This is a genomic window from Cellulomonas sp. P4_B5_2 (genome assembly GCF_056402235.1).
Window position 1 is genome coordinate 1 of record NZ_JBFUHU010000328.1, and the last position, 4147, is coordinate 4147.

Annotated in this window: 6 protein-coding genes; 4 read left to right on the forward strand and 2 right to left on the reverse strand. The window is 73.5% G+C overall.

Annotated elements, in window-relative coordinates:
- Positions 1-878: translation initiation factor IF-3 (gene infC, locus AC1DUQ_RS18655; RefSeq protein WP_477074322.1), on the reverse strand; the 878-nt coding region annotated here is incomplete at its 3' end.
- 370 nt (positions 879-1248) lie between these two features.
- Here infC and AC1DUQ_RS18660 point away from each other — a divergent pair.
- Genes AC1DUQ_RS18660 through AC1DUQ_RS18675 form a run of 4 tightly spaced genes read left to right on the forward strand, consistent with a single transcriptional unit; the run spans position 1249 to position 3505 of the window.
- The gene (locus AC1DUQ_RS18660; RefSeq protein ID WP_477063107.1) at positions 1249-1635 is read left to right on the forward strand and encodes a DUF1844 domain-containing protein; all 387 of its coding nucleotides are present in this window, start codon (positions 1249-1251) and stop codon (positions 1633-1635) included.
- 40 nt (positions 1636-1675) lie between these two features.
- A complete protein-coding gene (locus AC1DUQ_RS18665; protein WP_477063106.1) occupies positions 1676-2353 on the forward strand; it encodes a hypothetical protein in 678 nt (225 codons plus the stop codon).
- A complete protein-coding gene (locus tag AC1DUQ_RS18670) occupies positions 2350-3084 on the forward strand; it encodes a trypsin-like peptidase domain-containing protein (protein WP_477063105.1) in 735 nt (244 codons plus the stop codon). The genes AC1DUQ_RS18665 and AC1DUQ_RS18670 overlap by 4 nt, the downstream gene beginning before the upstream one ends.
- A gap of 22 nt (positions 3085-3106) precedes the next feature.
- The gene (locus AC1DUQ_RS18675) at positions 3107-3505 is read left to right on the forward strand and encodes a spore germination protein GerW family protein (RefSeq protein WP_477063104.1); all 399 of its coding nucleotides are present in this window, start codon (positions 3107-3109) and stop codon (positions 3503-3505) included.
- Here AC1DUQ_RS18675 and AC1DUQ_RS18680 read toward each other — a convergent pair.
- Positions 3502-4147, reverse strand: a 646-nt coding sequence (locus AC1DUQ_RS18680; protein ID WP_477074321.1) for an SseB family protein, incomplete at its 5' end; no start/stop codon positions are given. The genes AC1DUQ_RS18675 and AC1DUQ_RS18680 overlap by 4 nt on opposite strands.

Here is a 4147-nt window from a genome sequence, read left to right on the forward strand (position 1 = left end):
GTCGCACGGGGTGCGGCGGCGGGCGTCGAGCGCGGTGCGGCCGGACGCGAGGCGGCCGGACGAGGAGCAGCAGCCGGACGAGGTGCCGGCGCGGGCGCCGGGGTCTCGACGGCAGCCGGAGTCTCGACGACAGCAGGCGTCTCGACTGCCGCGGGGGTCTCGACCACGTCAGGCGTCTCGACAGCGGCCGGCGACTCCACGGGAGCCTCGACAGCGGCGGGGGCCTCGACGACGGCCGGGGCCTCGACGGCGGGCTCGGCCGCAGCCGGGTTCTCCGCCGCAGCGGCTGCAGCAGCAGCGGCCGCAGCGTTCTGCTCACGGGCGGCTGCAGCCTGCGCCGCACGGCGCTGCTCCAGCTTCTGGTCGGCCTTCTTCTTCATCGGGCCGAGCACCATGATCATGTTGCGCCCGTCCTGCTTGGGCATGCTCTCGATGAAGCCGAGCTCGGACACGTCGTCCGCGAGCCGCTGGAGCAGACGGACGCCCATCTCGGGGCGCGACTGCTCACGGCCGCGGAACATGATCATGACCTTGACCTTGTCGCCGGCGGTGAGGAACCGCTCGACGTGGCCCTTCTTGGTGCCGTAGTCGTGCGGGTCGATCTTCAGCCGGAAACGGATCTCCTTGAGGACCGTGTTGGTCTGGTTCCGCCGGGCCTCACGGGCCTTCATGTCTGCTTCGTACTTGAACTTGCCGTAGTCCATGATCTTGCAGACGGGCGGACGAGCGTCAGGTGCCACCTCGACGAGGTCGAGGTCGGCGTCCTGGGCCAGGCGCAAGGCGTCCTCCACGCGGACGATGCCGACCTGCTCGCCGTTGGGGCCGACCAGGCGGACCTCGGCGACGCGGATCCGATCGTTGATGCGGGGCTCGCTGATGTGGTGCTCCTCAGGTTCGTCGTGGGTGACCGCCGGGAACGAGGAAGGCCCCCGCCCTGGGTACAGGTGGGGGCCTCACGAGTCCGAACGGTGCGCACCGGCGAACGGCACCACCAGGCATGTACCGCGAAGATCGCGACACATCCTCGGACCGAACCCGGCCTCTGTCGTCGTCCCCCGCGTGCGCAGGTGACGAACAGTTGATGCTCGGGTGGGATCAGCTCCACTTGTACACCGCGTCCTTCCGCCCGGATGGGGGCAGCAGGACGCGGCTGGTCGTTCACCAGAATAGCACGCACACGCGCTCAGGCCGGACCGGGCCTCCTGGTCGCCCGACGCACCGACCGGGCTGCGATGAGAGGATCGGCGCATGGCCGAGCACACCGCGAGCACGACTCCCGACGCCCTCCGCACGTCCGAGGCGGAGGCGGTGCGCGACATCGCTGACGTCGCCGCGGTCGAGGTCATCACGACCGCCGCGGTGCACCTGATGAGCGCGGCGGCGGTCAAGTGTGGGCTGAGCCCCGACACCGACGAGGCCCAGGGCCGCGACTACCTCGACCTGGACGAGGCGCGCAAGCTCATCACCGCCCTCGCCGCGCTGGTCACCGCCTCGGCACCGGACATCGGCAACCAGCACGCCCGCTCGCTGCGCGACGGCCTGCGCTCGCTCCAGCTGGCGTTCCGCGAGGCCTCGCCCTTCCCCGACGCCCCCGGCGAGGGCCCCGGCGAGAAGTTCACGGGCTCCGTCGTCTGACACCCGCCGGTGTGCGCGGCACGCCTCCTATCCTGGGCCGATGCAGCCCGACGACCCTCGCCCGCGCGACGACGTGCACCCCGGGGCCGAGCCACCGGTCACGGAGGTCCTCCGCGTGAGCGCGCCGGCACCCGCCCCTGCTCCCGGGTCCTGGTTCCCCGCCGCACCCGTGCCGATGGCCGACCCGGAGCCCGCCCGCCGCCGCGGACCGCGTGCTGCCACCGTGGTCCTCGCCGTGCTGCTCGTCGCCACCCTGGTCGGCGCCGGGTTGGTGCTCTCACGGATGTTCTCGACGAACGAGGCGTGGCAGGCGTCGACGCAGGAGTGGGAGACGCTCGCACGCTCGACGGGCGAGCAGCTCGCGACGTCGCAGGCCGACCTCGAGGCGACGCAGGCCGAGCTCGATGCGATCAGCGCGCAGCTGGCCACGGCCCAGGAGCGGATCACCCAGCTGGCGGACGAGAAGGCGCAGCTCGGGGACGCCAGCGCGTCGCAGCAGCAGCTCGCCGACTACCAGTCCCGGGTGTCGCAGGCGGCCGGGCAGGTGGCCACCGCGCTGGCCAGCTGCGTGGACGGCCAGCAGCGCCTCATCGGCTACCTGCAGAACTCGTCCCAGTACGACCCCGACGACCTCGCACGGTTCACCACCGACGTGCAGACCGTGTGCGCCCGGGCCACGGACGCCAACGCGGCGCTGCAGCGCGAGCTCGAGCGATGAGCCGACGCGCCGCGCTCGTCGGCAGCGTCGTCTCGCTCCTCGCCCTGACCGGCGGCTGCAGCATGCTGCCGGCGATGCCTGCGCCCGTACCCACGAGCGTGGTCCCGAGCGACCTGCCGCAGCAGACCCCGTCGTCGAGCGGCAACCTGTCCCCCGACGGGTTCGACTCGGCGCAGCGGATGGCCGTGCGGATCCGCAACATCGGCTGCGGCACCCTGTCCACCGGCTCCGGGTTCGCGCTCGACGACCACACGCTGGTGACCAACCGGCACGTGGTCACGGACTCCTCCACGCTGCAGCTGAGCACGTACGACGGGCGCGACCTCACCGCCGCCGCCGCCAGCACCGCGGCGCTGGCCGACCTGGCGATCGTCCGCACCGAGGACGCCCTGCCCGCGGCGCCCGAGCTCGCCGCCGCCGACCCGGCGGTCGGAGACACGGTGACCGTGGTCGGCTACCCGCTCGGGCGCGCTCTGACCGTCACCACGGGGCAGGTGGTCGGCAGCCAGACCGACCCCCTCAACGCCAACCTCGGGGAGGTGCTGGTCACCGATGCGGCGGTGGAGCCCGGCAGCTCCGGGTCGGCGGTGCTCGACAGCGACGGCCGGGTGGTCGGGGTGGTGTACGCGAAGGACTCGAAGGGGCACAGTTTTGTCGTACCCGTGAGCACGCTCCGGTCCATGCTCGAGGACGAGGCGTCGTTCACACCGACCGCCCCTTGCACCGGCTGACCAGTTCCCCGGGAGGAACCCCATGGCGCTACCGCACTTCGACCCCGCCGACGTCACGCGGGCCGTGAACGACACCCTGACCGTGCGCCGCGTGTTCGGTGAGGCGTACGAACGCGAGGGCACCCTCGTCATCCCCGTCGCACGCGTCTGGGGGGCCACGGGCTCCGGGGCCGGCTCCGGCGAGGCAGGTGCGCCGTCCAGGGCCGAGGGCGAGGAGGCGCCGGCGGGCCACCAGGAGGGACACGGCGGGGGCGGCGGGTACGGCGTGCACGTCAAGGCCGTAGGCGTCTTCGTCGTGGACGGGACGGGCGCGCACTGGCAGCCGACGCTCGACCTCAACCGCGTGATCCTCGGCGGTCAGCTGGTGGGTGCCGTCGTGGTCACCGCGCTCGCGCTCGCCTGGGCGGTCAAGCGTCGCTAGCCGGCTGCGCGCGGACGCAGCTCGAGCGAGTCGACTCGCGTCGCGACCAGCTCCACGCCCGCCAGCGCGGCGTTGACCTGCGTCAGCACCGCGTCGAGCCCCGCGCGGTCGAGCCCGGCGACGAGCTCGATCACCACCGCCACCTCGGCGCGGGCGCCCGGGACGGCATCGACGGCCACCACGCCGGCGACGGGCGTGACCGCGGCCGCGATCGCGGCACGGACCTCCGGGTCGACGACGCCGGCGGTCACTGCCGGACGCCACCGCTCCTGCTGCGCGAGCGCCCACACGGCCGGGCGCGGGACGAGGACCGTCGTCGGGCCACCCGGATCGACGACGAGCACCTCCCACCCCTCGGTCACCGCGGAGAGCGCCGCACGCGCCACGTCCGACGGGACCGGGCGGGCGTCCGGGCGCCACGCGGCCATGGTCGCGACCGAGGTGAACACCGGCAGCGCCGTGCGGCCGTCCGGGGCGCGCAGGGCGACGATGCCCGCCGACGCCTCCTTGTCGACCATGTGCGCGTGGCCGTCGTGCACGACTGTGTCCTCGACCTCGAGCTCGGCGAGCACCGGGACGAGCACGCGGGTGCCAGCGAGCGCGCCGACCAGGTCCGCGACCGTGCCGCCGCCGGTGCCCAGC

Bases quoted from the DNA above. Each gene is read 5' to 3' on its own strand.
- AC1DUQ_RS18670 (WP_477063105.1), top strand. From the start codon at position 2,350: ATGAGCCGACGCGCCGCGCTCGTCGGCAGCGTCGTCTCGCTCCTCGCC.
- AC1DUQ_RS18675 (WP_477063104.1), top strand. From the start codon at position 3,107: ATGGCGCTACCGCACTTCGACCCCGCCGACGTCACGCGGGCCGTGAAC.
- AC1DUQ_RS18660 (WP_477063107.1), top strand. From the start codon at position 1,249: ATGGCCGAGCACACCGCGAGCACGACTCCCGACGCCCTCCGCACGTCC.
- AC1DUQ_RS18665 (WP_477063106.1), top strand. From the start codon at position 1,676: ATGCAGCCCGACGACCCTCGCCCGCGCGACGACGTGCACCCCGGGGCC.